The organism is Pseudomonas sp. v388 (assembly GCF_003935425.1).
In the GTDB taxonomy this organism is placed as follows: Bacteria; Pseudomonadota; Gammaproteobacteria; order Pseudomonadales; family Pseudomonadaceae; genus Aquipseudomonas.
The window spans coordinates 131,262-157,725 of sequence record NZ_RHQN01000005.1 but is presented as its reverse complement, the minus strand read 5'-3'; the positions used below and the strand labels follow the sequence as shown (position 1 = coordinate 157,725).

The 26,464-nt window shown below is 59.9% G+C and carries 24 protein-coding genes; 15 read left to right on the top strand and 9 right to left on the bottom strand.

Annotated features, from left to right (window positions below; all coding sequences use genetic code 11):
• Positions 1 to 6: 6 nt before the first annotated feature.
• Positions 7 to 1,239, bottom strand: coding sequence for an MFS transporter (locus tag EGJ27_RS13530; RefSeq protein ID WP_125831252.1), 1,233 nt, complete (start codon positions 1,237 to 1,239; stop codon positions 7 to 9).
• Positions 1,240 to 1,838: 599 nt separating this feature from the next.
• On the opposite strand from EGJ27_RS13530, the gene EGJ27_RS13525 reads away from it, so the two are divergent.
• From EGJ27_RS13525 to EGJ27_RS13495, 7 genes are all read left to right on the top strand, one after another.
• Entirely contained in the window at positions 1,839 to 2,753 is a 915-nt protein-coding gene (locus EGJ27_RS13525) for a glutamate/aspartate ABC transporter substrate-binding protein (RefSeq protein WP_125831251.1), read from the top strand.
• Between the two features lie 110 nt (positions 2,754 to 2,863).
• Entirely contained in the window at positions 2,864 to 3,610 is a 747-nt protein-coding gene (locus tag EGJ27_RS13520) for an amino acid ABC transporter permease (protein ID WP_125831250.1), read from the top strand.
• On the top strand, positions 3,607 to 4,275 hold the full coding sequence (locus tag EGJ27_RS13515; protein ID WP_177523034.1) for an ABC transporter permease subunit: 669 nt from the start codon (positions 3,607 to 3,609) through the stop codon (positions 4,273 to 4,275). Before EGJ27_RS13520 ends, EGJ27_RS13515 begins: the two co-directional genes overlap by 4 nt.
• Positions 4,272 to 5,006: an amino acid ABC transporter ATP-binding protein gene (locus EGJ27_RS13510; protein ID WP_125831248.1), complete on the top strand. Its 735-nt coding sequence runs from the start codon at positions 4,272 to 4,274 to the stop codon at positions 5,004 to 5,006. Before EGJ27_RS13515 ends, EGJ27_RS13510 begins: the two co-directional genes overlap by 4 nt.
• A gap of 178 nt (positions 5,007 to 5,184) precedes the next feature.
• Positions 5,185 to 7,101: an ATP-binding protein gene (locus EGJ27_RS13505; RefSeq protein WP_125831247.1), complete on the top strand. Its 1,917-nt coding sequence runs from the start codon at positions 5,185 to 5,187 to the stop codon at positions 7,099 to 7,101.
• A 10-nt stretch (positions 7,102 to 7,111) separates the two neighbouring features.
• The gene (locus EGJ27_RS13500) at positions 7,112 to 8,440 is read left to right on the top strand and encodes a sigma-54 dependent transcriptional regulator (RefSeq protein ID WP_125831246.1); all 1,329 of its coding nucleotides are present in this window, start codon (positions 7,112 to 7,114) and stop codon (positions 8,438 to 8,440) included.
• Positions 8,441 to 8,468: 28 nt separating this feature from the next.
• On the top strand, positions 8,469 to 8,807 hold the full coding sequence (locus tag EGJ27_RS13495) for a GlpM family protein (protein ID WP_125831245.1): 339 nt from the start codon (positions 8,469 to 8,471) through the stop codon (positions 8,805 to 8,807).
• Positions 8,808 to 8,960: 153 nt separating this feature from the next.
• Here the strand turns inward: EGJ27_RS13495 and EGJ27_RS13490 are convergent, their stop codons facing one another.
• From EGJ27_RS13490 to metE, 3 genes are all read right to left on the bottom strand, one after another.
• Positions 8,961 to 9,608 carry a DsbA family oxidoreductase gene (locus tag EGJ27_RS13490; protein WP_125831244.1) on the bottom strand — a complete coding sequence of 216 codons (648 nt, stop codon included), beginning with the start codon at positions 9,606 to 9,608 and terminating at the stop codon, positions 8,961 to 8,963.
• A gap of 83 nt (positions 9,609 to 9,691) precedes the next feature.
• On the bottom strand, positions 9,692 to 10,684 hold the full coding sequence (locus EGJ27_RS13485) for an alpha/beta fold hydrolase (RefSeq protein WP_125831243.1): 993 nt from the start codon (positions 10,682 to 10,684) through the stop codon (positions 9,692 to 9,694).
• Positions 10,685 to 10,827: 143 nt separating this feature from the next.
• Positions 10,828 to 13,131 (bottom strand): 5-methyltetrahydropteroyltriglutamate--homocysteine S-methyltransferase, encoded by a 2,304-nt coding sequence (gene metE, locus EGJ27_RS13480; protein ID WP_125831242.1) that lies wholly within the window; start codon positions 13,129 to 13,131, stop codon positions 10,828 to 10,830.
• Positions 13,132 to 13,236: 105 nt separating this feature from the next.
• Between metE and metR the strand changes: the two genes are divergently transcribed.
• Positions 13,237 to 14,154: a transcriptional regulator MetR gene (gene metR, locus EGJ27_RS13475; RefSeq protein ID WP_125831241.1), complete on the top strand. Its 918-nt coding sequence runs from the start codon at positions 13,237 to 13,239 to the stop codon at positions 14,152 to 14,154.
• Positions 14,155 to 14,200: 46 nt separating this feature from the next.
• Here the strand turns inward: metR and EGJ27_RS13470 are convergent, their stop codons facing one another.
• From EGJ27_RS13470 to EGJ27_RS13460, 3 genes are all read right to left on the bottom strand, one after another.
• Complete coding sequence (locus EGJ27_RS13470) at positions 14,201 to 14,611, bottom strand: NUDIX domain-containing protein (protein WP_125831240.1); 411 nt, start codon at positions 14,609 to 14,611, stop codon at positions 14,201 to 14,203.
• Positions 14,608 to 15,699, bottom strand: a complete 1,092-nt coding sequence (ddlA, locus tag EGJ27_RS13465) for a D-alanine--D-alanine ligase (protein WP_125831239.1) — start codon at positions 15,697 to 15,699, stop codon at positions 14,608 to 14,610. Before ddlA ends, EGJ27_RS13470 begins: the two co-directional genes overlap by 4 nt.
• A gap of 134 nt (positions 15,700 to 15,833) precedes the next feature.
• The gene (locus tag EGJ27_RS13460) at positions 15,834 to 16,115 is read right to left on the bottom strand and encodes a type B 50S ribosomal protein L31 (RefSeq protein WP_125831238.1); all 282 of its coding nucleotides are present in this window, start codon (positions 16,113 to 16,115) and stop codon (positions 15,834 to 15,836) included.
• A 358-nt stretch (positions 16,116 to 16,473) separates the two neighbouring features.
• Between EGJ27_RS13460 and EGJ27_RS13455 the strand changes: the two genes are divergently transcribed.
• From EGJ27_RS13455 to EGJ27_RS13425, 7 genes are all read left to right on the top strand, one after another.
• Positions 16,474 to 16,836 (top strand): hypothetical protein, encoded by a 363-nt coding sequence (locus tag EGJ27_RS13455; protein WP_125831237.1) that lies wholly within the window; start codon positions 16,474 to 16,476, stop codon positions 16,834 to 16,836.
• 273 nt (positions 16,837 to 17,109) lie between these two features.
• Positions 17,110 to 18,240, top strand: a complete 1,131-nt coding sequence (locus EGJ27_RS13450) for an OpgC domain-containing protein (protein ID WP_125831236.1) — start codon at positions 17,110 to 17,112, stop codon at positions 18,238 to 18,240.
• 633 nt (positions 18,241 to 18,873) lie between these two features.
• Positions 18,874 to 19,539: a hypothetical protein gene (locus tag EGJ27_RS13445; RefSeq protein ID WP_125831235.1), complete on the top strand. Its 666-nt coding sequence runs from the start codon at positions 18,874 to 18,876 to the stop codon at positions 19,537 to 19,539.
• Positions 19,540 to 19,967: 428 nt separating this feature from the next.
• Positions 19,968 to 20,669 carry a hypothetical protein gene (locus tag EGJ27_RS13440; RefSeq protein WP_125831234.1) on the top strand — a complete coding sequence of 234 codons (702 nt, stop codon included), beginning with the start codon at positions 19,968 to 19,970 and terminating at the stop codon, positions 20,667 to 20,669.
• A 120-nt stretch (positions 20,670 to 20,789) separates the two neighbouring features.
• A complete protein-coding gene (locus EGJ27_RS13435) occupies positions 20,790 to 23,903 on the top strand; it encodes a transglycosylase domain-containing protein (RefSeq protein WP_125831233.1) in 3,114 nt (1,037 codons plus the stop codon).
• Positions 23,904 to 23,994: 91 nt separating this feature from the next.
• Positions 23,995 to 24,564 carry a PadR family transcriptional regulator gene (locus EGJ27_RS13430; RefSeq protein WP_125831232.1) on the top strand — a complete coding sequence of 190 codons (570 nt, stop codon included), beginning with the start codon at positions 23,995 to 23,997 and terminating at the stop codon, positions 24,562 to 24,564.
• Positions 24,561 to 25,328: a siderophore-interacting protein gene (locus EGJ27_RS13425; RefSeq protein WP_125831231.1), complete on the top strand. Its 768-nt coding sequence runs from the start codon at positions 24,561 to 24,563 to the stop codon at positions 25,326 to 25,328. Before EGJ27_RS13430 ends, EGJ27_RS13425 begins: the two co-directional genes overlap by 4 nt.
• A 158-nt stretch (positions 25,329 to 25,486) precedes the next feature.
• On the opposite strand, the gene EGJ27_RS13420 is transcribed toward EGJ27_RS13425, so the two are convergent.
• Entirely contained in the window at positions 25,487 to 26,146 is a 660-nt protein-coding gene (locus EGJ27_RS13420; RefSeq protein ID WP_125831230.1) for a Pr6Pr family membrane protein, read from the bottom strand.
• A gap of 27 nt (positions 26,147 to 26,173) precedes the next feature.
• The gene (locus EGJ27_RS13415; protein ID WP_125831229.1) at positions 26,174 to 26,401 is read right to left on the bottom strand and encodes a VF530 family DNA-binding protein; all 228 of its coding nucleotides are present in this window, start codon (positions 26,399 to 26,401) and stop codon (positions 26,174 to 26,176) included.
• Positions 26,402 to 26,464 lie beyond the last annotated feature (63 nt).

Below are 26,464 nucleotides of genomic sequence, written 5' to 3'. Positions count from 1 at the left end.
ATCGGATCAGGCCTCGTGTGCGTTGGCCATCTGCACGTCGCGGATCTTGCGCGCGCTGATGGTCATGCTGACCAGGGTCGACACCGCTACTGCGCCGAGCAGGAACAGGAACGCCGAGTCATAACTGTCGTAATACGAAACCAGAAAGCCGATCACCATGGGCGAAACGAAGCCTGCCGCCTGACCGCCGAAGTTGACCATACCGATTCCGGTTCCGACCAGGCGTTGCGAGAGGATCTTGGTCGGCAGCGCGAACGCCGTGGCAAACACGAACGATTTAAAGAAGTAGGCGGCGGTCTGGTAGACGATCACCTGAGTCGTGCTCTGCCCCTTGTACATGCCATACACGAACACCCCGGTCAGGATGCAGCTGCCCATCATCAGGAATTTCTCTTTGCCGTCGAAGAACCGCGTCATCAGCCAGCCACCCATCGCCGTGGCCACACTGGCGGCAATAAAGGGCAGCGGCACCAGCATGCCCACGGTTTTAAGATCCAGGCCGCGAGCAGTCAGCAGGTACATCGGCATCCACGCATCCAGCCCTTTGTTGACCAGGCTGAGGCAGAACCAGACGATGACGATCTTCCACAGCGTCGGCATGCGCAGCAGTTCTTTGACGCTGACCCTGGCGGCCGGCGCACGGCTGAGCTTGTCATCTTCGACCACTGCGGCCTGGCGCACCGTGAACGCATAGAACACCGCGAACACGATCCCGGACAGGCCGATGGCGAGAAAGACGTCGCGCCAGCCCAGCCACAGGATCAGCGGTGCAATGATCAGCGGTGCGACGAAACTGCCGACGTAGTTGGACGAAATCATCAGCCCGGCCATCTTCGGACGAGCTTCGCGCGGATAGTTCTCGGCAACCCCTTTCATCGCCGAAGAGGGGTAACTGCCTTCGCCCAGGCCGAACAGGAAACGGATGATCAAAAGCGAGGCAAGCGACCAGGCCAGGCCGGTCATGACGGTGAACAACGACCACAGGCCGATGGAGACAACGATTACCACCTTGCTGCCGTAGCGGTCGGCCAGCCAGCCACCCGGAATCTGCATGGCGGCGTAACCCAGGTAGAACGCACTCAGCACGATGCCAAGTTCCGCCGGGCCGACATTGAAGTCCTTTCCTATATGAGCGAGTGCCAGCGATATTGCCGTGCGATCGATATAGGAAATCATGTAGCCCAGGTACAAAAGGATAAAAACAAACGTCGGACTTTGCAGAAAACTTTTAACCTTCATTTCGTTCGCCCTGATGATTGCAACGCTCTACTTTCAAATCATGTTGGGCAGCCGACGGAGGGGGAACAAGTGATAATTTCAGAGTGCTCACATGCCTAATTATCACAGCACAGCCATGGTGCAAGAGCACCTTATGAGGGCGGCTGAAGGCCGGTAAGTACTGTTGCCGCGGATGAATTTGGTGCGCATTTTCGCCTCTGGAGCCGCATCGGCGTGCCGGCGCCATTCACGATTATTTTTCCGCGACCTGACTTGTGCAGGTGCTCCGACGCCGTTCGGCCCTTCGTTGGGCCGACGTCGGATATCCGTCCGCTGACCTGAGGCACCGGTACAGCCACATTCGGTTTTCCGAACGAAACCGCGTTTCAGGTTCGGCTTCCCGGACGCCGTCAGCGCGTGCGGTCACTCACCATTGAAAATTTATCTTTATATATCAACGACATGGCTATCTGCACAGGTCTGGCACGACTTCTGCTCTACACTCTTGGTCGACAGCTTCGACTCCAGTGGCGGGTCTGGTGAGGCCGCCGTTGAAGCGTTACGCAGTGGTCCGTCCGATGGCGGCCAGATAAATAAAAAATGAAATCGAGGATTCATCGATGCGCATCGTTCCCCAGTTGTTGGGCGCAGCAATCGCTGCCGCTCTGGTTAGCACTCCAGTTTTCGCTGCTGAATTGACCGGCACACTGAAGAAGATCAAAGAGTCCGGCACCATCACCCTCGGCCACCGGGACGCTTCCATCCCGTTTTCCTATATCGCTGACGCATCCGGCAAGCCGGTCGGCTATTCCCACGACATCCAGCTCAAGATCGTCGAAGCCATCAAGAAAGAACTGGACATGCCCGAGCTGAATGTCCGCTACAACCTGGTCACGTCCCAGACCCGTATCCCGCTGGTGCAGAACGGCACCGTTGACGTGGAATGCGGTTCCACCACCAACAATGCCGAACGCGGCCAGCAGGTCGATTTCTCGGTGGGTATCTTCGAGATCGGCACCCGCCTGCTCTCCAAGAAGGAATCCAGCTACAAGGATTTCGATGACCTCAAGGGCAAGAACGTCGTGACCACCGCCGGCACCACGTCCGAGCGCATCATCAAGGCCATGAACGCCGAGAAGCAGATGGGCATGAACGTGATCTCGGCCAAGGATCACGGCGAGTCGTTCCAGATGCTGGAATCGGGTCGTGCCGTCGCGTTCATGATGGACGACGCCCTGCTGGCCGGCGAAATGGCCAAGGCCAAGAAGCCGGAAGACTGGGCCGTGACCGGTACCGCGCAGTCCTACGAAATCTATGGCTGCATGGTCCGCAAGGGCGACGAGCCGTTCAAGAAAGCCGTGGATGACGCCATCGTGGCGACCTTCAAGTCCGGCGAGATCAACACCATCTACAACAAGTGGTTCCAGTCGCCGATTCCACCAAAGGGCCTGAACCTGCAATTCCCGATGAGCGACGAACTCAAGAAGCTGATCGCTGAACCGACCGACAAGCCGGCTCCCGACAAGAAAGCCTGAGCCGACAGGTTCTGATTGCGTCCCGGGCGGCCTGCCCGTCCGGGATCGACTGATCACAATCGCGTCCCGACCGTGCGCGCATTTCGATACAACAAGAGGGGGAGACCCTGATGAATTACAACTGGGACTGGGGCGTGTTCTTCAAGTCCACCGGTGTGGGCAGCGAAACCTATCTGGACTGGTTCATTTCCGGTCTGGGCTGGACCATCGCCATTGCCGTCGTCGCCTGGATCATCGCCTTGATACTGGGCTCGGTGCTGGGTGTCATGCGCACCGTGCCGAATCGTCTGGTAGCGGGTATCGCCACGGCTTACGTGGAAATCTTCCGTAATGTGCCACTGCTGGTGCAGCTGTTCATCTGGTACTTCCTGGTGCCCGACCTGCTGCCTGAAAACCTGCAGGAGTGGTACAAGCAAGACCTCAACCCGACCACCTCGGCGTTCCTGAGTGTGGTGGTGTGTCTGGGCCTGTTCACCGCCGCGCGGGTTTGCGAGCAGGTGCGTACCGGCATCCAGGCGCTGCCCAAGGGCCAGGAATCGGCCGCTCGCGCCATGGGCTTCCGACTGCCGCAGATCTACTGGAACGTGCTGCTGCCCCAGGCATACCGGATCATCATTCCGCCGCTCACCTCCGAATTCCTCAACGTGTTCAAGAACTCGTCGGTGGCGTCGTTGATCGGCCTGATGGAATTGCTGGCACAAACCAAACAGACCGCTGAGTTTTCCGCGAATCTGTTCGAGGCCTTCACGCTGGCGACGCTGATCTACTTCACCCTGAACATGAGCCTGATGTTGCTGATGCGCATGGTCGAGAAGAAAGTCGCGGTGCCCGGCCTCATTTCCGTGGGGGGTAAATAATGGACTTCACAGGTATCGTTCCGGCCATTCCCGGCCTGTGGAACGGCATGGTCATGACCCTCAAGCTGATGGCGCTGGGCGTGGTCGGTGGCCTGGTGCTCGGCACCATCCTGGCGTTGATGCGTCTGTCGTCGAACAAGCTGCTGGCCAATGTGGCCGGCGCCTACGTGAACTACTTTCGCTCGATTCCGCTGCTGCTGGTCATCACCTGGTTCTATCTCGCGGTGCCGTTCGTGCTGCGCTGGATCACCGGCGAAGATACACCGGTGGGCGCATTCGCCTCCTGCGTCGTGGCGTTCATGATGTTCGAAGCCGCGTACTTCTGTGAAATCGTGCGCGCCGGTGTGCAGTCGATCTCCAAGGGCCAGATGGGCGCCGCCCAGGCGCTGGGCATGACCTACGGGCAGATGATGCGCCTGATCATCCTGCCCCAGGCGTTCCGCAAGATGACGCCGCTGTTGCTGCAACAGAGCATCATCCTGTTCCAGGACACCTCCCTGGTCTACACCGTCGGCCTGGTGGACTTCCTCAACGCTTCCCGCGCCAGTGGCGACATCATCGGTCGCGCCAATGAATTCCTCATCATCGCCGGTCTGGTCTATTTCACAATCAGCTTTGCCGCCTCGCTGCTGGTCAAGCGTCTGCAAAAAAGGTTTGCCGTATGATTTCCATCAAGAACGTTGACAAGTGGTATGGGGACTTTCAGGTACTGACCGACTGCAGCACCGAGGTCGCCAAAGGCGAAGTGGTAGTGGTCTGCGGCCCGTCCGGTTCGGGCAAGTCGACGCTGATCAAGTGCGTGAACGCGCTGGAACCGTTCCAGAAAGGCGACATCGTGGTCGATGGCACCTCGATCTCGGACTCCAAGACCAACCTGCCGAAATTACGCTCGCGGGTCGGCATGGTGTTTCAGCATTTCGAGCTGTTCCCGCATCTGACCATCGTGGAAAACCTGACCATCGCGCAGATCAAGGTCCTGGGGCGCAGCAAGGAAGAGGCGACCAAGAAGGGTCTGCAACTGCTGGATCGCGTCGGCCTGTCTGAACACGCCAACAAGCACCCTGGCCAACTGTCCGGCGGCCAGCAACAGCGCGTGGCGATCGCCCGTGCCCTTGCGATGGACCCGGTGGTGATGCTGTTTGACGAGCCGACTTCGGCCCTCGACCCGGAAATGGTCAACGAAGTGCTCGACGTGATGGTGCAACTGGCCCATGAAGGCATGACCATGATGTGCGTGACCCACGAAATGGGCTTCGCCCGTAAAGTGGCGAACCGGGTCATCTTCATGGACAAGGGTCAGATCGTCGAAGACTGTGAAAAGGAAGAGTTCTTCGGCGACGTGACCGCACGTTCCGAACGCGCCCAGCAGTTCCTCGCCAAGATCCTGCAGCACTAAAAACGGTCGAAATGTGTCGAGCGAAGGTCAGGCAAGGCGCAGACGGGCGAGGAAGCGGAGTTGACTGGTTGTCAATGAGCATTCCGAGCCCGGTTGCAACGCAGCATCACCGATGCGCAGATACATTTCCTCAGCTACCCGCAGGATGCGGGTAGCTGTTCGGCTAAGGACGACTGTGATGAAATGCGACCCCTCTCTCTATCGCGCCGCACCGCCATCACTTGCCGTGAAACCTCGTCTGATCCGCCAACTGTTCATCCCGCCGCTAATCCTCCTGCTGATGATCGGCCTGGGCTATGCCGCCTATGTGGTCAGCGAACGTAACGGCATCAAAGGGCTCAGCGAGAATGGTGAACGGCAGCTGGAACTGCATGCGCGCACCGTCGAAAGCGAGATCAACAAATACACCTACCTGCCGAGCGTTCTGGAACTCGAATCCAGCGTTTCGCAGTTGCTGAACGCACCCTCCGGCGATTTGCAGCGCAAGGTCAACGGCTACCTCGAAGGCCTCAACCGCCGCAGCCGCAGCCGCGCAATCTATGTGCTGGACACCACCGGCCGGGTACTGGCCACCAGCAACTGGCGCGACTCCGACAGCTATCAAGGCGAAGACCTGTCCTTCCGTGCCTATTTTCAGGACGCGGTGCGTGGCCTGCCCGGCCGTTTCTACGGGATCGGCACCACCACCGGCGAATCCGGCTATTACCTGGCCCACGGTCTGGAAGACAAAGGCCGGATCATCGGTGTCGCAGTAATCAAGGTGCGCCTCGAAGCGCTCGAAGAGCGCTGGCAGCGGGCGCGTCTGGAGGCATTCGTCAGCGACGAGAACGGCATCATCATTCTCTCCAGCGACCCGGCCAGACGCCTGAAATCGGTTCGCCCGCTGACTGCGGACATCAAGGAACGCCTGGCCCGCAGCCTGCAATATTACTGGTGGCCGCTCAACGAGCTGGTACCGCTGGAGCGGGAAACCCTGGCCGAGGGCGTCGAGAAGCTGACCTTTCCGGCCAACGTCAGTGTCGACCTTGAACACACTCAGGTCAGCTATCTGGCCCAGACTCGCCAACTGAGCGACACACCCTGGCATCTGACGCTCCTGACGCCACTGGAAGACCTGCGCCGGGAAGCCGCCAGCCAGGGCATGCTGGTGGCCGTGGCCTGTGCGCTGGTGGCGTTCTTGCTGATCGCCTGGAACGAGCGGCGCAAGGTGCTCTCCACTCGCCTCGCCGCGCGCGAAGCCTTGCAGGCGGCCAATAACGAGCTGGAGCGCAAGATCGCCGAGCGCACCGAGCACCTGCGCGCCAGCAACGAACGACTCAAGGCGCAGATCCGCGAACGTCGCCAGGCCGAAGACACGTTGCGCAAAGCCCAGGACGAACTGGTCCAGGCCGGCAAACTGGCTGCCATCGGCCAGATGTCGACCAGCATCGCCCATGAGCTGAACCAGCCGCTGGCGGCGTTGCGCACGCTGTCGGGCAACACCGTCCGGTTTATCGAACGCGGCGCGCTGGACGTGGCCAGCACCAACCTGCGCACCATCAACGATCTGGTCGATCGCATGGGCCGGATCACCGCCAGCCTGCGCGCCTTTGCCCGCCGTGGCGATGACCGAGGCCAGGCGCAACTGAGCAAGGCCGTCGACGCCGCGCTGCAATTGCTGGCCGTGCGTCTGGAGCAATCGGCCGTCACCCTGCATCAGCACTTTGCCGACGCCACGCTGGGCATCGACCAGACCCGTCTGGAACAGATTCTGGTCAACCTGATCGGCAACGCGCTGGACGCGATGGCCGCCCAGCCACTGCCGGAACTGAGCCTGGAAGGCGCCATCGTCGAAGACCGTTATCGATTGCTGGTGCGCGACAACGGCCATGGCATCGACAGCGAGGCGCGCAAGCACCTTTTCGAGCCGTTCTTCACCACCAAGCCCGGTGAGCAAGGGCTTGGGCTGGGCCTGACGTTATCCGCGAGTCTGGCCGCTGCGGCAGGCGGCAGTCTGAACGCCGAACCTGCGAACGAGGTCGGCACCGTGTTCGTGCTGAGTCTGCCGTTCACCGACGGCTCCCCTACTCAACCCCGCCAGGCCGGGCCGACATGAGGCGTTACCCATGAGCATCAACAGTGACCTCACCGTCCTGATCGTCGAAGACGACCCCCATGTCCTGCTCGGTTGCCAGCAAGCCCTGGCCCTGGAAGATATCGCCAGCGAGGGCGTGTCCACCGCCGAGGAAGCACTCCAGCGGGTCGGCGACAATTTCGCCGGCATCGTGATCAGCGACATTCGGCTGCCCGGCATCGACGGCCTGGAACTGCTCACCCGCCTCAAGGCGCGGGATCGCAGCCTGCCGGTGGTGTTGATCACCGGGCACGGCGATATCTCCATGGCGGTCAACGCAATGCGCGACGGCGCCTATGACTTCATGGAAAAGCCCTTCTCGCCGGAAAAGCTGGTGGACGTCACACGCCGCGCTCTTGAGCAACGCGGGCTGGCGCGGGAAGTCTGGGCATTGCGCAAACAGCTGGCCGAACGCGACTCGCTGGAAGGCAAGATCATCGGCCGCTCGCCCGCCATGCAGAACCTGCGTGCGTTGATCGCCAACGTCGCGGACACCTCGGCGAATGTGCTGATCGAAGGCGAAACCGGTACCGGCAAGGAACTGGTCGCCCGCTGCCTGCACGACTTCAGCCGACGCAGCGCCAATCAGTTCGTGGCGCTCAATTGCGGCGGGCTGGCGGAAAGCCTGTTCGAGTCGGAAATATTCGGCCATGAAGCCAATGCGTTTACCGGCGCGGGCAAGCGACGGATCGGCAAGATCGAGCACGCGCACAACGGCACGTTGTTTCTCGATGAAGTGGAAAGCATGCCGATCAACCTGCAGATCAAGCTGCTGCGGGTATTGCAGGAGCGCACGCTTGAGCGTCTGGGTTCCAACCAGAGTGTCGAAGTGGACTGCCGGGTCATCGCCGCGACCAAATCCGACCTCAATCAATTGAGCAAGGCCAGTCAGTTTCGCAGCGACCTGTATTACCGCTTGAACGTGGTCACCCTGGAACTGCCGCCACTGCGCGAGCGCCGCGAGGACATCCTGCAACTGTTCGAGCATTTCCTGCAGTTGTCGTCGCTGCGCTTCGACCGCGAACCGCCTGTGCTCGACCGCCAGACCCAATCCAGCCTGATGAGCCACGACTGGCCGGGCAACGTGCGTGAGTTGCGCAACGTCGCCGAGCGCTATGCCTTGGGCCTGCCGGCCTTCAAGCAATCAGGTGCCAGCCTTGAGCACCAGAGTCTGGGTTTTGCCGAAGCGGTCGAAGCGTTCGAGAAGAATCTGCTGAGCGAAGCCTTGCAGCGCAGCGGTGGCAACCTGAGCCAGGCCAGCCAGGAATTGGGCATGGCCAAGACCACCCTGTTCGACAAGGTCAAGAAATACGGCCTCTGAGCCGCTGTCATTTGATGTGGAGTGATGCGTGGATTTAGTACTCAAGGCCCTGTTGGGCGCTGCGGTGGTGGTGGTCATTGCCGCATTGGCCAAGACCAAAAGTTACTACATCGCGGGGCTGGTGCCGCTGTTCCCGACCTTTGCGCTGATCGCGCATTACATCGTTGGCAAGGCTCGTTCGATAGACGATCTGAAGACAACCATCCTGTTCGGCATGTGGTCGATCATTCCGTACTTTGTGTACCTGGCAGCGCTGTACCTGTTGGTTGATCGGTTGCGCCTGGAAGCGTCCCTGGCTCTCGCCGCAGTGGCCTGGCTGGTGGCCGCCACGCTACTGGTAATGGCGTGGGTGCGGTTTCACGGCTGACTGGCGTTATCGCCTGATCCGCCGCCTTCGCGACAAGCGAAGCGCCGTCCGGTCTGCCCCTACAGGCTTGCGCCGTTTTCCTAGGAGCGGACTTGTCCGCGAAGACGTAATTTCAGGCGATGACGATGTGGTGTCGTACCGGCGCCGGTGGGTTTATCCAGCCTCACCGACGATCTGCCGAATCGCACCCATGAACACATCCACTGGCTGACCACCGGAAACGGCGTATTGGTCGTTGAACACGATGGTCGGCACCGAACTGACGCCACGGGACACCCACAGCTGCTCGGCTTCGCGAACTTCAGCAGCGAACTCATTGCTCGCCAGAACCGCCTCGGCACGCACCCGGTCCAGGCCTACGCGCTGAGCGATGTCGGCCAGGGTGCGGTGATTGGACGGGTCTTTGAGATCCGAGAAGTAAGCGGCGAACAGCGCTTCCTTCAGCGCCTGCTGCCGGCCTTCCAGCCCGGCCCAATGCAACAGCCGATGCGCGTCGAAAGTGTTGTAGATGCGCCGGTCGCCGGCCGCGAATTCGAAACCCAGTTCGGCACCGCGGGCGCGGATGTTTTCTCGATTGGCTTCAATCTGCTCCGGGGTGGAACCGTACTTTTCCGCGATGTGCTCGACGATATCCTGCCCTTCGGCCGGCATGTTCGGGTTGAGCTCGAACGGCTGAAAATGGATCTGCGCGCTGACTTCATCGCCCAGCGCTTCAAGCGCCTGATCCAGTGCCCGCAGCCCGACCACGCACCACGGGCAGGAAATGTCGGAAACGAAATCGATCTTCAACGGGGTGGTCATAACGTCCTCGCTCGATAAACAAAGACTCCACGATACACCCCTCTCATGGCCATAGGGCGTTTACGAACCAGTAGAACCGAGCATTACAACTGCGCGACGTGACGACCGTCCTCGTGCTGCGCCTTGAGATAGGGCAACACAGCGCCCAGCAACGGCGCCTTGAACGCCTCCTGGAAACGATGCGCCAGCCCCGGAATCAGCCGCAGCTGACTGCCGCGCACATGGGCTGCCACGTGTACACCATGCATGACCGGTAACAGCGGATCGGCCGTGCCATGCACCACCAGCACCGGCAGGCGCAAACGGTTGAGCAGTTCGACACGACTGGACTCGGCGAGGATCGCCAGAATCTGTCGCTTCACGCCCTCAGGGTTGAACGCGCGATCGTAGGACAGCGCCGCCTGATGCAGCAGTTGCTCGCGGTCATCCTTGACCTGCGGGCTGCCCAATGCGGCCAACAAGTCGGCTTGTTGCTCAAGAGCCGCTTCCCGAGTGGGCGCGCCACGGCGTGCCAGCAGCTGCATCAGCGCCGCGGTCGGCATCGGCAGGCCTTGAGCGCCGGAACTGGTCATGATCAGGGTCAGGCTCTCGACCCGCTGCGGCGCCATGTCGGCCAGATGCTGGGCGATCATCCCGCCCATGCTCGCGCCCAGCACGTGGAATTCGCGCACCTTCAGCGCATCCATCAGGCCCAGGGCATCGTCGGCCATGTCGGTCAGCGAATACGGCGCGGACACCGGCAGGCCAAGCTTGTAGCGCAGCACTTCATAGGTCAGGTTGGCATCGGCCGGCGGTTGTACCCAGCTCGACAGGCCGACATCGCGATTGTCATAGCGCACCACGCGATAACCCTGCTGGCACAGCGCGACAACCACTTCATCCGGCCAGTGGATCAATTGCCCGCCCAGGCCCATGACCAGTAACAACGCAGGGTCCGATTCATCGCCGATGCTCTGATAGGCCAGTCGGACGTCCTTGAGGTCGGCTGTTTGTACAGGAACATCGACATTGCAACGAGAGGCCGCAAAAGACGGCAAGCCGCACAGAAGTGCGGCCAGAAAGATTAAAACCCGCATGAAAAAACACCAAAAAACAGATCCCCAGTAGGCAACGAGTTTGATGATGTTTTGCAAAGCGCGCTGCCACAGTTGCGTGACAGTTTGATGAAGGGGGATCAGCGGTATTCCTGCGACCTTAGGGCCGCGGCCTCGACCGGCGTTCAGGCCCGGCGCAGTTGACGCGCCGCCGCCACCATATTGACCAGCGCCGCTTCGGTTTCCGGCCAGTTGCGGGTCTTGAGGCCGCAATCGGGGTTGATCCACAGGCGTTCGCTGGGGATACGCCTGGCGGCCTTGGTGATCAGTTCGACTATTTCGGCGGTCTGCGGGACGCGCGGCGAATGAATGTCATAGACGCCCGGCCCGATGTCGTTCGGATAGTCGAACGCCTCGAACGCCTGGAGCAGCTCCATATCCGAACGCGAGGTTTCGATAGTGATGACGTCGGCGTCCATGTTCGCAATCGACTGAATCACGTCATTGAATTCGCTGTAGCACATGTGGGTATGGATCTGGGTTTCGTCGCGCACGCCCGACGCACACAGCCGAAATGCCGCCACGGCCCAGTCGAGGTAATCCTGCCACTGCGACTTGCGCAGCGGCAGACCTTCGCGAAACGCTGCTTCGTCGATCTGCACGATCTTGATGCCGGCCCGTTCCAGGTCGAGCACCTCGTCGCGGATCGCCAGCGCCAACTGCTGCGCCTGTACTTCACGACTGGCGTCTTCACGGGGGAAAGACCACATCAGCATGGTGACCGGGCCCGTGAGCATGCCTTTCACGGTCTTGTCGGTCAGGCTCTGGGCGTAGCGAATCCAGTCGACGGTCATTGCCCTGGGTCGGCTCAGGTCGCCAAAGATGATGGCCGGCTTCACGCAGCGCGAGCCGTAGCTCTGCACCCAGCCGAAGCGAGTGAATAAATAGCCGTCCAGTTGCTCGGCGAAGTACTCGACCATGTCGTTGCGCTCTGCCTCGCCATGGACCAGCACGTCCAGGCCCAGCCGTTCCTGGATTTGTACGGCGTGGCGGATTTCGTGGCGCATGGCATCGGTGTAGTCGTTGAGCGATAACCTGCCCTGCTTGTAGGACTGTCGCGCCAGACGAATCGCCGAGGTCTGCGGGAACGAACCGATGGTGGTGGTTGGAAAAGCCGGCAGCTGCAAGCGTGCCCGTTGCGCCTGGATACGCTCGGCAAACCCGGAACGACGCTGATGGTCGTCGGCGCTGATCGAGGCCAGACGCGCCTGGACCTTGGGATTGTGGATGCGCGGCGACTGCTTGCGGCTGGCCTGCGCGGCGCGGCTTTGCGCCATGGCAGCTTCGACTCCAGCAGCCTGCGGCTCGCCCAAGGCCTTACCGAGAACGGCGATTTCTCCACACTTCTGCACTGCAAACGCCAGCCAGCCTTTGAGTTCAGGGTCCAACTGGTCTTCACGGCCCAGATCCACCGGGCTGTGCAGCAACGAGCACGAACCTGCTACCCAGAGGTTATCGCCAAAACGATCATGGGCCTGACGCAAACTCGCCAGCGCGGCATCCAGGTCGCAGCGCCAGATGTTGCGGCCGTTGACCACGCCCAACGACAGCACCTTATAGCTCGGCAAGCGGTCGAGCACGGCCGCCAGTTGTTCCGGTGCACGCACTAAATCAATGTGCAAACCGTCTACCGGCAGCGACGCCGCCAGGCCGAGGTTGTCTTCCAGGCCACCGAAGTAAGTCGCCACCAGCTTCTTGAGCGGTGAATACTGCAGGCTGTGATAAGCGCGCTCGAAGGCGGTTTTCCAGTCCTGCGGCAGATCAAGGGTCAGGATCGGTTCGTCGATCTGCACCCATTCGACGCCCACCGCAGCCAGTCGGCCGAGAATTTCTCCATAGACCGGCAGCAGACGCTCCAACAGGTCGAGCTTGTCGAAACTCTCGCCCTTGGCCTTGCCCAGCCACAGGTAGGTCAACGGTCCGATCAGCACCGGCTTGACCCGGTGACCCAACTCATGGGCCTGCTCGACTTCCTCGAACAACTGCTCCCAACTCAAGCGGAAGCGCTGATCCTGGGTGAACTCCGGGACCAGATAGTGATAGTTGGTATCGAACCACTTGGTCAGTTCCAGGGCGTGCCGGGCTTCACCGTGGTTGCTGCCGCAACACGCGCCAGCGCCGCGGGCCATGGCGAACAAGGTGTCCAGCGTCGGCAACCCGCGCTCATCAGTAGCGTCGGCAAAGCGCTCGGGGATCACACCGAAGGTCAGGGAGTGAGTGAGCACCTGGTCATACCAGGCGAAGTCGCCGACCGGCAGCAGGTCGATGCCCGCTTGCTTCTGCAGTTGCCAATGGGCGGCGCGCAACTCACGACCCGCTGCACGCAACCCCGTCTGGTCCAGATCGCCCTTCCAGTGCGCTTCCAGGGCTTTCTTCAATTCGCGGTCTGCGCCGATGCGCGGAAATCCAAGGTTGTGGGCCAGGGCCATGCAGCGTCCTCCATAAAAGATGGCGCTATTGTCGACAGCCGCAGCAACATGAGACAAACTCATTGTTTTCGTGTTCGTCACAAATTTAATTCATGGAGCCTGAAGGTGCTGGAAATACGTCACCTCAAAACCCTGCACGCCCTGCGGGAAGCCGACAGCCTGGTGGAGGCCGCCGAGCGCTTGCACCTGACCCAGTCGGCGCTGTCGCATCAGTTCAAGGAGCTGGAGGAGCGGCTGGGCATGCCGCTGTTCGTGCGCAAGACCAAGCCGGTGCGTTTTACCAGCGCCGGATTACGCCTGCTGCAATTGGCCGACTCGATGTTGCCGCAACTGCGCAGTGCCGAACGAGACATCGCGCGCCTGGCGGGCGGAACGGCCGGCCGGCTGCACATGGCGATCGAATGTCACAGTTGCTTCCAATGGTTGATGCCCACCATCGACCAGTTCCGCGACGCCTGGCCGGAGGTCGAACTGGATCTTCCCTCGGGCTTCTCGTTCGCGCCACTACCTGCACTGGCACGGGGCGATCTGGATCTGGTGGTGACTTCAGATCCGCTGGAATTGCCCGGCATTACCTACGTGCCGTTGTTCACCTACGAAGCCATGCTGGCGGTCGCCAATCAGCACCCACTGGCGAACAAGCCGTATATCGTTCCGGAAGACCTGCTGAGCGAAACGCTGATCACCTATCCGGTGGAACGCGACCGACTGGATATCTTCACCCGCTTCCTGGAACCGGCCGACATGGAACCGGCGCAGGTGCGTACGTCCGAGCTGACGGTGATGATGATGCAACTGGTCGCCAGCGGACGCGGCGTGTGCGGCATGCCGCATTGGGCGTTGCATGAATACAGTTCGCGAGGCTATGTGAAGGGCAAGCGGCTGGGCGAGAAAGGGCTGTTCGCGACGCTTTATGCCGCGATACGCGCCGATATGCTCGACGCGCCGTACATGCGTGATTTTCTGCTGACCGCCAAGGACACTTCGTTCTCGACGCTGGACGGGGTGAGCGCGGTGCGTTGATGGCAGACGCGCTCCCATGATCTGTGCAGGCAGGGCAACTGCACTCTCAGATCGTCTCGGCCAGCCGCTGGCGATAGAGTGGCAGGATGACGTCGCGGGTCAGCGGAGCGAGGTTCAGGTCCGGATGGCTGTCTGCGCCGACCCAGACCACTTCCTCGATTTCCGCCGCCGGAACGACCGCTTCGTCGATGTGGATCTGGAACAACTGGCAGATGACCTCAAACCCCGGCTCATGCACGGCCGGTGCGCTGAACTCGCCCAGAAAGGCCGCTTGAGCCGGATCAACGCGCAGGCCCAGTTCTTCGTGCAGCTCACGGGCAAGAGCGTGCGCCGCAGGCTCGCCGGCCTCGATCTTGCCACCAGGCTGCATGAACGCCTCGGTGTCGCGCTTGCGCACCAGCAGCGTCCTGCCGTCCGGGCCGATCAGCAATGCTGCGGCGATGTGGATTACATTCATGCAAAGATCTCCGTCTTCAACAGGCGCGATTCATCCGCGCGCTCCAGCGCCAGGTTGATCAGGCGATCAATGAGGTCCGGATAGGACAACCCGCTGGCCTGCCACAGCTTGGGGTACATGCTGATGGAGGTAAAGCCTGGAATGGTGTTGACCTCGTTGATGATGATCTCCCGCGCCTCGGTGACGAAGAAGTCCACCCGCGAAAGCCCCGCACACCCCAGCACGCGATAAGCCTGGATCGCCACATTGCGCACCTGTTCGCTCAGGTCGGGCGCCAGCTCGGCCGGAATGGCGATACGCGCCTGGCCATCGTTCAGGTATTTGGTGTCGTAGGCGTAGAACTCGTCATTGGCGACCACTTCACCGCATACGCTGACCTGCGGTTCATGATTGCCCAGCACTGCACATTCCACCTCGCGACCGACGATGCCCTGTTCGATCAAGACCTTGTGGTCATACTCGAAGGCCAGCGCCAATGCCGCCATCAGACCGGCTTCGTCGGTGACTTTGCTGACGCCCACCGACGACCCCTGGCTGGCGGGCTTGACGAACATCGGCAGTCCCAGCCGCGCAGACATCTGGGCGAAGTCGGCCATCTCGCCACGGCTCAGGACCATGAACGGCGCCACCACGATACCGGCATCGCGCAGCAGGCGCTTGGTGACATCCTTGTCCATGCAGGCCGACGAAGCCAGCACGTCCGGCCCGACGAAAGGAATCGCCAACAGGCGCAGCAGCCCTTGCAGCGAGCCGTCTTCGCCGTAGGCACCGTGAATCAGAGGAAACACCACATCGATGCGCGGCAGCCGGCTACCGGACTCTACGTCAATGAACTGTGCGTCCGCACTACCCGGCAACAGCGCCAGCAGCCTGCCGGACGGAGTCAATTTGATCTTTGCAGGATCGCTCGCGTTGAGCAGGTAATCGCTTTCCTCGAACCGCAGCCAGCGGCCCAGCTTGTCGATGCCGATCAAGGTCAGGTCATAGCGTTGGCGGTCGATCGCATTAATGACATTACGCGCCGACTGCAACGAAACCTCGTGCTCGCTGGATTGCCCACCGAAAACGATGGCAACTGATTTTTTCAAAGCGGGTACTCCTGTTTTTCAGGCCGCGAAGATAAAAGCAATTGCCGGAGTTAGTCCAGTGCGCGTGTGGTCGCACAGTCTTTCTGTCACGAAAAATCCCGGCCTGGATGCACCGGACCGGGATGGTGAGCCGCTCATTGCGCGGCCGTGCTGTCCTTCTTGCCTGCGGAACCGAACGTCGCGAAGCGTTTGTTGAATCCGGCGATCCGACCTTCGGTCGTGGTTTTGCGCTGCTGGCCGGTATACATCGGATGCGAGGCACTCGACACGTCCAGCGCCACATAAGGATAGGTGTTGCCGTCGGTGTGCTGCTGCGTCCGGTCAGTGTCCACGGTGGAACCGATCAGGAAATACACGTCGGCCGCCGTGTCATGGAACAGCACGGTGCGATACGCGGGGTGAATGCCAGGTTTCATGATGCCTCCAGAGAGCAATAGCAGAATTGTTATACCATAACATAATGATCAAAAGATGCGCTCATCGTTCTCATCCAGCACCCATATGACCGAACTTGATCGGTCGGGCGCTTGCGGCTATGGTTCGCCCTTTGTGCCGCATCAGCGTTTCGGGATGGGTCTCCCTCCTGTCGGCAAGCACAATGGCGCACAGCGTCTTTCATACTCGTAGCGACAAAGGCTTCCGACAACGGCCAGCCCCTTTAACCGTGCCGCAGGGCATGGCAACGTCTACTACTTGTCAGACCAGCCTACACGGAGCCGCCCATCCGACTGGTCCCGGACTGGGGATGACATAACAAAGCTAGTAGGATTTTTCATGCCTGACACCCGCTACGAGTTGCCTCAACATGCCTATGAACGCCTGATCGAAGCTCGCGATTCGCTTCGCCTGCTTGACAGTTACGTCAATAAAACGGACGTGCTGTGCAACCCGTCGATGCTGGTGGGTTATGTGTCGATGCTGCAAAACGCCCTGCAGGATGTCATCGCTGCCAGCAGCCCCGCCGAACCCCGCGACTCGTTCATGCGCAAGGCCGATGAATTGGGATTCGTGGCCCTCAACCCGAAAGAGCAGATACTCATCCAGCATTTGCGCTGGACCAGCCTGGAAGGACGCGAGGACGTCTACGCGATGGCCGAGCGTTATCGCTACCTCAAGCCGTGGATTCTGGAGCAGTGAACGCAGTGTTGCAGCGCTCACGGTTCAGGGCGGAACATCATCACAAAAGCGGCTTTTAAGGCCCGCCCGGCAACCAGCATCCGCTACATTCTCCTGTACGGCAGGTCATTCCCGGTCGGCGCCGCTGGAGACATTCTGTAATAGCGCCGCGTTGCATTTCCTGCCGGGAAACGCCACCCTGCCGCGCCGCCGCGTACCACCGACCACGGCACGGGAACCTTGCTCGCCCCAGAGCGATCTTCTTTCATTGACGACCTTCAAGAGCCCACCGTTATGACTAACGGACGCGATCATCGAATCGACTTCTTCCGGGGCCTGGCACTGATCTTCATCTTCTGGGATCACGTACCGGACAACCCCCTGGCGCAGCTGACCGTGCGCAACTTCGGCTTTAGCGACGCAGCGGAAATTTTCGTCTTCCTCGCCGGCTATGCCGCCATCCTGGCCTACGGACGCATCGCCCGGCGCGATGGACTGCTGGTCGCCAACGTCCGCATCCTGCGCCGCACCTGGGTGCTGTACGTCGTGCACATTTTCCTGCTGACCCTGCTCATGGGCATCGTCTTCGTCGCCAACAATCATGTCGAGACCCGCGACATGGTCCAGCAGATGGGCCTTGAATACTTTGTCGGCAACCCGCAGCAGGCGCTGGCCGATGAACTGCTGCTGCGTTTCAAGCCCAACCTCACCGACCCGCTGCCGCTCTACATCGTGCTGCTGCTGGCACTGCCCTTGATTCTGCCGCTGATGCTGCGCAGGCTGGAAGTCGCAGTGGGCCTGTCGATCGCGCTGTACCTGATGGTGCCGCTGTTCGGCTGGAACCTGCGCGCCTACGAAGGTGGCGGCGTCTGGTACTTCAATCCGGTGGCGTGGCAGTTGCTGTTCGTACTGGGCGGTGCCTGCGCGTTGCGAGCGGAAAATGCAGCGCCACGCCAGCGCCGCCCCGCTTGCCAACAACCGCTCTTCATTGCCGCGGCCTTGTACCTGCTGGTAGCCGGCACACTGACCTTCAGTGAAAAATGGCCCGACGTGCATCAGTCGCTAGTGTCCCTGCTGCACCTTGAATCGTTCTATCCGATCAGCAAGACCGACCTGGCCCCCGTGCGCTTGCTGCACTTCCTGGCGCTGGTCTATGTGGTCGCCAGACTGCTGCCCACTCACCCGGCCTGGCTCGACAACTGGGCAGCCCGCCAGACCTGCCGCATGGGCCGCTACTCGCTGGAAATCTTCTGCCTTGGCGTGTTGCTCGCTCCCCTGGCCGACATGGCCAATGCCCTGGCTGGCGATACCTGGCCGATGCAAGTCACCACTGCCATCGCGGGCCTGGGGTTGATGACCCTGATGGCCAACGGGCTTGAGCTGAATAAAAAGTGGGGGAAACCGGTTCAAGCTGTCGCGACTTGAGGACTGTACTCGCGGCGGTCAGAACCTGAGGAGTTCGCGACCTTGCTGGGCTCGGTCTGAATTCAGGGTTTCAAACGGCACTGTTCGTGGCTCGAAACCAGACCGTTCACCCTCACGCCGGGACGCATATCCAAACGAGCGCACGCTCCACAAAGGCATGCTGTCAGGTCTCGAGGCCGCAGCGAACGCCGGATCTGGTCTACACCCACATATACAACTCATGGCCGAATAGGAGTCGCTCATCTTCGATTCGGCGGCGACTTTACGGCTGTCCTGCGAAAGTGGAATCGAAGACTCAACAGAATCGGCGCCGTCAGCGAACGAACGCAACGATACCGCGAGCAGTGCCAGATTTAACAAATGGCACGTATGACGTTTATTCATCTTCACTCTCCATGCGCAACTTCACAACCTTGCTCCCAGCAGCTGTTGAATGCAGCTGTCAAAATCACGTAATCAAAGTGACCATCAAGAGTCAAGAATCCGAGTAGGAATCTCAGAAACATCCTACAAAAATAGCGCAGAGTTTTATACTCTAGTTAATTTTCGGAATCATCCTACAACTTTATCAGGCAAAGTTTTTCAGCGATCGGCCGTTATCCATTAAGCCACGACAGAATGGAGAACCTAACCATGAGCATTCAAACCCTTACACACTCCGACATAAGCTCCACCCACAGAAAAATTGAGCTACAGCGTGCAAACAACATTACATTCACACCTTATACGGAGAATATTAGCTTAGCAACGGACGTGCCTATTTCAAAAGAAGGTGCTTTCTATACGTATCAGAAAGAAGCATGGCTGACCGAGCCTGGCTATGAGGATGTGAAAAACCGCGAAGAGTATGTGGCACGTAAAAAATCAATGGATCAAATTGACTTGGCCTTGATTCAGCTTACCTATACCCAATTCAAGGATGCATTGCAGACAACCCACCCGGATATCGCAAAGAAAAGCTTCGGCTTTACGCTGGGTCCGGATACCAACTTGAAGGTCATCAGTTACTCAGACTCACTGACGGAGGCTGAATGCTCCTCAATCAATGAAATGCTGAACAACTTCCAGACACTGAAAATTGCAATCCAACATCAAGCTAAAGACATCATGATCCTCGCAGACCATGACCACGCCACTTTTGGTTCCGCTCGAAACATCAACCTGGACAATTTTCACGAAATTATCGATTACCACAAAGTACTGAGCTGCGGGACGAATAGCATGCAGAATGAATGGATCAGACAAGTGGGGAGTTACGCTGAGCCTAAGTCGGAGCTGTACATATCCGAAAGAGCTTAATCATAGCCTGGCAAGCTGGCTTGCCAGGCTTTGGATCGCGCTCAATCAAGCATCAAAAGCCTATTTCATATGGCGTACTTCTAACCAGATGCTGGTAGCATATGTGTCCAATCTGACCGCTATCAAAGTGAGTGGCGTAGGCCCCCTTCTTTGGGGCAAAAAAATTATGGACAGACCAACCACCTTCATAGAACTGTGTCCGCCAGAGATTTCGTCCACGGTTTTTCTCAACAAATGATTTCGCATCTACACCACCCGTGCATCGACCAATATCAATCGCCTCGTCAAGCGCTCACCAGAAATTACAGAAACTTCCTACAAATCAAATCAAAAACCTAAATTTCGGAAATATCCCACAGTTTTATCAGCCCAAGTTTTCGGTCCCTCTGCCGCTAGCCAGATCAGCGACAAACCAATGAGGACTCATAATGAACATCTCAAATAATCCCCCTCTATCCCCAAGCTGGCCTACGCCACACCCGGAAGCCTCTTCAGAGATCAAACCCGAGTACGCCTCGCCAGCGAAGATAGAACACCAGCGCGACCCAAACGCCGAATTCTACCGCTACGAGGAATCACCTTGGCTGCCCAAGACGCCTACAGGAGAAATCCAAGAGTTCTACAAGAAACTGCCTGACAAAGAACTTCAGGATAAGGAAAAAAGATATTTTGAGAAGCTCCACGAAAAGTCCGGCGAAATTCTGCGTTCCATCTGCGACACCTTCTACGGCTTGAAAGACCAGCTCTCCTACGTGAATCCGGAGCTCTCGAAAAAGTATTTCGGCTTCACCCTCGGTTTCGATCAGCAAATCAAAGTCACTGACCCGGACGGTGTACTGACGCCTGCGGAGGTCGCTTATCTGACTGAGCAGTTCAACAACCGCACCAAGTTGCAGAACGACGTGCGTGCTCACGCACGGCTGGTCATGACCATGAACGATCACGACCGCAAGAACTTCCCGGATCGCCGTCAGCTCAATCTCGAAAACTTCAGCAAGATTATTGATTACGGGCAACTGTTCTGCCGCAACACCATCGGTAACTACGTTCAGACACTCAGCTACCAGCTGGAGCGCAATGCCGAGAAGGTGGAGGAGGAACCCAAGCGACTGGTCGACGTCCAGGCCTGAGCGCGGTTGCGGGCCCGGACTTACGGGCCCGCACGCAATCCTGACAATTTCCGCAACAAAGCCAGCGAGCGTCTAAGCTTGTTTCAGGTGCGTTTAACAGGGTGACCGGGCCAATCGACCATGGGCGTATTACGGCATTCCGATATCGAGAAAGATGTGATTTCCGCTGACCGACAGGATGACCCCAACGCGCCACGAGGCCCCCATCGCAGGCGCTACGGATGGCGAGTGTTCTGGGTGGTGGTAGCGATGGGCGGCGTTGCGCTGGGTGCGGCGGTGGCCATCGAGAGTCGCAGTTCCCGGCTGCAGGCCCGGGAATTCAACCGGTTTGCCGCAAGCCTCAGTTACTCGGTGCAACCTGGGCCTAGCGATCAGGTGGTGTATCCGGGCGATGGGCCGTTCGACAAACGTTTGGGCTACTCATCTCTGGATGAATTCCTGCCTCGGCTGCTCAAACGTGACTACCTGATCAGCCGCCAGACGCACTTCTCCCCCGAGCTGATGCGCTACAGCCAGCGCGGTTTTTTCGTGCCGTATCAGGAAAAGATCCAGGCCGGCCTGTCGCTCACCGACTGCCGGGGAGAGCCGTTGTACGAATTTCGTTACCCGCAGCAGTTGTACCCTGATTTTGCCGCCATTCCGCCTGTGGTGGTGAACAGCCTGTTGTTCATCGAGAACCGCAATCTGCTGGACCCCGGCCAGCCGTTGGCCAATCCGGCCGTGGATTGGCCACGCTTCGTCAAAGCGGCGTGGTCGCAGGTGGCCAAGCTGCTCGCGCTGCCGGGGCAATCCGCCGGTGGCAGCACGCTGGCGACTCAACTGGAAAAATATCGCCACTCGCCCGATGGCATGACCCAGTCCGGTTCGGAAAAGCTGCGTCAGATGGTGTCCGCCAGCGTGCGTGCCTACCAGCCGGGGGTCGAGACCCTGAAGGCGCGGCAGCATGTAGTACGCGATTATCTCAACAGCGTGCCGTTGTCGGCGGTGCCCGGCCATGGCGAGGTGCATGGCCTGGCGGAAGGGCTGCGGGTCTGGTTTGGTGCGGATTTCACCAGGACCAATCAGATACTGGCGTCAGAACCGGCCAACCCCACCGAGTTGGCGGCCAAAGCCCTGGCCCTGCGCGAAGTGCTGTCGCTGGTGATCGCCCAACGGCGGCCGTCGCACTATCTGGCCAAAGGCCGACTGGAGCTGGCGGACCTGACCGACAGCCATATCCGCCTGCTGGCCCAGGCCAATGTCATCGACCGGCCATTGGCGGACGCCGCGCTGGCCGCCACCCTGACCTACCGCGACTGGGTGCAACAACCCACCGTCCAGCCCATTGAAACCAACAAGGGCATCAGCGTCGCGCGCAGCCGCCTGTCCAGCCTGCTCAATCGCCCGCTCTACGATCTGGACCGCCTCGATCTGTCGGCCACCAGCACCTTGCAGGGTGAATTGCAGAACAGCGTCAGCCGGTACCTGCGCGACCTGGCCAACCCCGAGTTCGCCGCGCAGCTTGGCTTGCTGGGCGAACGTCTGTTGACGCCGGCCAGCACCGCGCAGGTCCGTTACAGCTTCACGCTGTTCGAGCGCGGTGCCGACGGGTCACGGGTGCGCGTGCAGACCGACAGCACCGACCAGCCGTTCGATATCAACGAAGGCAGCAAGCTGGAACTGGGCTCCACCGCCAAGCTGCGGGTGCTGACCACCTATCTGGAAATCATGGCCCAATTGCATACCCGTTACGCCGGATTGACCAACGCGCAGCTCAAGAAAACCCCTGTCGAAGATCCCGACAGGCTGACCCGCTGGGCAGTGGACTACCTGATGCAGAACAAGGATCGAGACCTGTCGAAAATGCTTTCCGCCGCCCTGGACCGCAAATATTCGGCCAGCCCCGACGAAAGTTTTTTCACCGGCGGCGGCCTGCATCGTTTCCATAACTTCCGCCGTGAAGACGATTCGCGCCTTCCGACCCTTCGCGAATCGCTGCGTGAATCCATCAACCTGCCGTTCATTCGCCTGATGCGGGATCTGGTGCGCTACAGCACCTATCAGGCGCCCAATAACAGCGCCGCGTTGCTCAAGGACGACCAGAACCCACGCCGCCAGGAATACCTGAGCGAGTTCGCCGACCGCGAAGGTCGGGTGTTCCTGTTGAAGTTCTGGAAACGTTACAAGGACAAGAGCAGTGAGGAACGCCTGAGCACCTTCCTCGACGGCATCCATCCGACCGCCAGCCGCCTGGCCGCCGTGCATCGCTATCTGCTCCCCGGCGCGCAACCGTCCGAATTCAATGCCTTCGTCCGTGCTCATCTGGCCGAGAACAAGGCCCTGCCGAAACTGACCGATAAACGCCTGGCGGAGTTGTATCGCAACTACGGGCCGGGCGCCTACGACTTGCCGGACCAGGGCTACATCGCCCGGGTCCACCCGTTGGACCTGTGGCTGGTGGGCTACCTGTTGCAGCACCCGGATGCGCAATTCAAGGATGCCGTTACGGCCAGCCGCCATGAGCGTCAGGAAGTCTACGGCTGGCTGTTCAAGAGTCGGCACAAGAGCGCGCGGGACAGCCGCATCCGCACCATGATGGAAGTCGAAGCCTTCCTCGACATCCAGCAGCGCTGGCAGCGAGTCGGCTACCCGTTCGACCACCTGGTTCCGTCGTTGGCGACTGCGATAGGCAGTTCGGGAGACCGCCCGGCCGCTCTGGCCGAATTGGTCGGCATCATTCAGAACGACGGGATTCGGCTGCCCGCAGTGCGCATCGACAGCCTGCACTTCGCCGCCGACACGCCTTACGAAACGGTGCTGACCACTAATCCTGAGTTGGGCAAGCGGGTGCTGCCCTCGGAAGTTGCCGCGGCATTGCGCGAAGCGCTCTCGCAAGTGGTAGAAGGCGGCACCGCCAAGCGCGTGCAAGGCACGTTCAAGTTGCAGGACGGCAGCGTACTGACCATGGGCGGCAAGACCGGCACCGGCGATAACCGTATCGAAAGCGTCGGCGCCGGCGGGCGCATCATCAGCTCCAGAGCCATCAACCGCACGGCAACCTTCGTGTTTTACATCGGCGATCACCATTTCGGAACGCTGACCGCCTTCGTTCCCGGTCGCGCTGCCGAAGGATTTCGCTTCACTTCCGCCCTGCCGGTACAAGTGCTGAAGGGCATGGCCCCGATTCTCACTCCGTACCTGGAAAACGATGGCAAGGCAATGTGTGGGGAGCCGGTCTCCATGCCCTCGATCTAGCGCCAAATGAGAACCGTTCGTCTTGACATCTTGCATGCCAGTTAAGATATATCTTAAGGTATATCTAACTTTTAAACGGAGATGAAGACGAATGCGTGATGACCCTCACCAGCCCCCACCCCTTCGCGAGTACGGCGACGGTTTCGAAAAACGACCGGGGCGTGAGCGCGGCGGCCGCGGCCCACGCGTGTTCGCCCCCGGCGACCTCAAGCTGCTGCTGCTGGCGTTGATTGCAGAACAGCCGTGCCACGGCTATGACTTGATTCGCCAGATCGAGGCCATGTTCGACGGTGCCTACAGCCCAAGCCCCGGCGTGATCTACCCGACGCTGACCTTTCTCGAAGAAAGCGAACTGATCACCGGCGACGCCCAGGGCGGCAAAAAACTCTACCGCATCACCGCGCCAGGCACCGCCTCGCTGGCCGATCAGACCGTTGCCCTTGACGGCGTGCGCATGCGCATCGACGTCAGCAAGCGCTCGTTGCGCGGCCACGACCGGCCCGCCGAAATCCACGAAGCGATCCATAACCTGCGTCACGCGTTGCACCTGCACCACGGCCGCTGGAGCACGGAAGAAATCCTCAGGGTTCGCGATCTGCTCAACAACACCGCCAAAGCTATCGTCGATGGCCCTCAAGACCTGTCGGGGAAATCTGCATGAATTCTGAACAATCGATTCATCGCGTCATGCATGAGATCACGCGTCGCAAGCTCGAAGTGCTGCGCGTGAGCAACGTCACGCCACTGATGCGCCGCATCACCCTGCACGGGCCGGAACTGGAAGGCTTCATCAGCCTGGGGACCGACGATCACGTCAAACTGTTCTTCGCCAGCACGCCGGAAGAACAGGTCGCGCTGGATGAGTGGCTACCGAACACTGACAGCGCAGGGCCACGTCCGGCCATGCGCGACTACACGCCCCGCCGCTACGATCCGCAGACCGGCGAGCTGGATATCGATTTCGTGCTGCATGGCGAAGGCCCGGCCGCCACCTGGGCGGCGCAGGCAGAACCCGGACAGTTTCTGCACATCGCCGGGCCGCGCGGTTCAATGGTGGTGCCGGATATTTTCGACAGCTACCTGCTGATCGGCGACGAAACCGCGTTGCCGGCCATCGCGCGGCGCCTCGAATCGCTGCCGGCCAATCGTGCAGCGTTGGTGGTAGTGGAAGTCGCCGGCCCGCAAGAGCAGCAGGTTTTCGACAGCGCCGCTCAAGTGGATGTGATCTGGATCGTGCGCGGCGAGCAGGATTTGCAGAGTGTCGTCCGCCGCCTGGAAATGCCGGACGGCAAACTGTATGCGTGGATCGCCACCGAGTCGGGCCTGTCGCGCAAACTGCGCCGGGTGCTGCTCGATCATTTCGGTCTGGATGAAGCGTTCGTCAAGGCGGCGGGGTATTGGAAGCGGGATTCGCTAGACGAGTAACGCACCTTCAGCAACGGTCTTGCGATGCCCCGTGGGGCAGCTTGCTGGCGACTGCAGTGTGTCAATCACAGCGGCATAAGCAGTCGCGAGCAAGCTTCCTGCCACAGCTTCAATGTACGGCATGACCTCTGCAGTGGATTTGTGCCGTCCTGCAGAGGTCACGCTTGGCGGCGGACCATGAGCTTGTCAGCACCCAGAACCACCAACCCGATCACCACAAACCCCAGCAAAACCCCGCCGGCATTGATGAACGCTGCCCTGTAACCGATGGTGCCGATATCGATGAACGGGTACATGTAGTCGCCGATCACGTCGCCGCGCAGTAGCACGTAGGCAAAGTACATCACCGGATAGAGCGTCCACAGTGCCACATGCTTGAGGCGCAATAACCCTTTGGGCACGTACAACCACCAATACAACGCAAACATCACAGGCAGTACGTCATGCAGCAGTTCATCGGCGACCCGCTGCCAACCGTGCGGTTGCCACAAATGTCGCAACAGAACGTTGTAGGCAATCCCGACCAATACGATGCTCACCGCGATGCCCGCGCAGACCACCGGATGGCGGAAGAAGCGATGCCCTGCCGAATGGCGGTGGCTCAACGCGCAGGTCAGCGCGACCGCCACCAACGTGTTGGTCAATACCGTGAAAAAACTGAAAAACCGCACCAACCCGCCGAGCAGACTGGCCTGGTCGGCCCAGCGTCCGAGAAAGATCAGGTACAACTGAATGACCAGGCCCGCCCAGCCCAGGCACGCGGCCACCAAGGTGTAATAACCCTGTACCTGCGTTCGTTGCGGATCATCGCTGAACATCTGTGTTTTATCCCTCACCCCGCTGGATCACCAGCCCTTGCTGCGATGCAGCTTCACATACAGCGCTTCGACCTTTTCCCGCGCCCAGGGCGTCTTGCGCAGGAACGTCAGGCTCGACTTGATGCTCGGATCGCTCTTGAAGCAGCGAATGTCGATACGCTCGGCAAGGCCGGACCATTGGTAGTGCTCGACCAGAGCCTTGAGAATCTGCTCCAGCGTGACGCCGTGCAGTGGGTCTTGGGTGGGCGTTGTCATGACGAACCTTGCAGCCTGATATGAATAAGCTGCGCACCTTAGCCGACGCGCCGGGCAGCGGGA

What these genes read in the sequence shown, in the direction of transcription:
- EGJ27_RS13435 (WP_125831233.1), top strand. Translation starts at nt 20,790, where the DNA reads ATGGGCGTATTACGGCATTCCGATATCGAGAAAGATGTGATTTCCGCT.
- EGJ27_RS13500 (WP_125831246.1), top strand. Translation starts at nt 7,112, where the DNA reads ATGAGCATCAACAGTGACCTCACCGTCCTGATCGTCGAAGACGACCCC.
- EGJ27_RS13440 (WP_125831234.1), top strand. Translation starts at nt 19,968, where the DNA reads ATGAACATCTCAAATAATCCCCCTCTATCCCCAAGCTGGCCTACGCCA.
- EGJ27_RS13525 (WP_125831251.1), top strand. Translation starts at nt 1,839, where the DNA reads ATGCGCATCGTTCCCCAGTTGTTGGGCGCAGCAATCGCTGCCGCTCTG.
- EGJ27_RS13455 (WP_125831237.1), top strand. Translation starts at nt 16,474, where the DNA reads ATGCCTGACACCCGCTACGAGTTGCCTCAACATGCCTATGAACGCCTG.
- EGJ27_RS13430 (WP_125831232.1), top strand. Translation starts at nt 23,995, where the DNA reads ATGCGTGATGACCCTCACCAGCCCCCACCCCTTCGCGAGTACGGCGAC.
- EGJ27_RS13445 (WP_125831235.1), top strand. Translation starts at nt 18,874, where the DNA reads ATGAGCATTCAAACCCTTACACACTCCGACATAAGCTCCACCCACAGA.
- metE (WP_125831242.1), bottom strand. Translation starts at nt 13,131, where the DNA reads ATGGCCCTGGCCCACAACCTTGGATTTCCGCGCATCGGCGCAGACCGC.
- EGJ27_RS13460 (WP_125831238.1), bottom strand. Translation starts at nt 16,115, where the DNA reads ATGAAACCTGGCATTCACCCCGCGTATCGCACCGTGCTGTTCCATGAC.
- EGJ27_RS13470 (WP_125831240.1), bottom strand. Translation starts at nt 14,611, where the DNA reads ATGAATGTAATCCACATCGCCGCAGCATTGCTGATCGGCCCGGACGGC.
- EGJ27_RS13450 (WP_125831236.1), top strand. Translation starts at nt 17,110, where the DNA reads ATGACTAACGGACGCGATCATCGAATCGACTTCTTCCGGGGCCTGGCA.
- EGJ27_RS13425 (WP_125831231.1), top strand. Translation starts at nt 24,561, where the DNA reads ATGAATTCTGAACAATCGATTCATCGCGTCATGCATGAGATCACGCGT.
- EGJ27_RS13520 (WP_125831250.1), top strand. Translation starts at nt 2,864, where the DNA reads ATGAATTACAACTGGGACTGGGGCGTGTTCTTCAAGTCCACCGGTGTG.
- EGJ27_RS13420 (WP_125831230.1), bottom strand. Translation starts at nt 26,146, where the DNA reads ATGTTCAGCGATGATCCGCAACGAACGCAGGTACAGGGTTATTACACC.
- EGJ27_RS13415 (WP_125831229.1), bottom strand. Translation starts at nt 26,401, where the DNA reads ATGACAACGCCCACCCAAGACCCACTGCACGGCGTCACGCTGGAGCAG.
- EGJ27_RS13530 (WP_125831252.1), bottom strand. Translation starts at nt 1,239, where the DNA reads ATGAAGGTTAAAAGTTTTCTGCAAAGTCCGACGTTTGTTTTTATCCTT.
- EGJ27_RS13485 (WP_125831243.1), bottom strand. Translation starts at nt 10,684, where the DNA reads ATGCGGGTTTTAATCTTTCTGGCCGCACTTCTGTGCGGCTTGCCGTCT.
- EGJ27_RS13505 (WP_125831247.1), top strand. Translation starts at nt 5,185, where the DNA reads ATGAAATGCGACCCCTCTCTCTATCGCGCCGCACCGCCATCACTTGCC.
- EGJ27_RS13510 (WP_125831248.1), top strand. Translation starts at nt 4,272, where the DNA reads ATGATTTCCATCAAGAACGTTGACAAGTGGTATGGGGACTTTCAGGTA.
- EGJ27_RS13490 (WP_125831244.1), bottom strand. Translation starts at nt 9,608, where the DNA reads ATGACCACCCCGTTGAAGATCGATTTCGTTTCCGACATTTCCTGCCCG.